Here is a 303-nt window from a genome sequence, read left to right as displayed (position 1 = left end):
ACTGTTTGTTATGATCATCATTCTTGTGGTCAATGCTTTGCAATTACCAAACGCGCATCTTGGACTTGAATTCTATCTCTTACCTAAATTTTCAGCATTAACACCCGAGGCTATTCTAGCCGCAATTGGATTGGCATTTTTTACATTAGGGATTGGTGTGGGGAACATGGTGGCTTACGGCAGTTACATGGGTAAGGACCAAGCGATCACGAGCAGTTCAATCTACATTATTTTGGGTAACCTACTGATTGCATTCTTGATGGGGTTAATCATTTTCCCAAGCGTGTTCTCTTTCGGTATAGA

At 41.3% G+C, this 303-nt stretch carries 1 pseudogene; it reads left to right on the top strand.

What is annotated here, in order from left to right:
• Positions 1–303: pseudogene (locus E0702_RS16560) on the top strand (sodium-dependent transporter); the annotation flags it as partial.

The organism is Halomonas marinisediminis (assembly GCF_004347715.1).
Classification (GTDB): domain Bacteria; phylum Pseudomonadota; class Gammaproteobacteria; order Pseudomonadales; family Halomonadaceae; genus Halomonas; species Halomonas icarae.
Note: the sequence above shows the minus strand (reverse complement) of the source record. Positions and strands in the feature narration are given on the sequence as shown.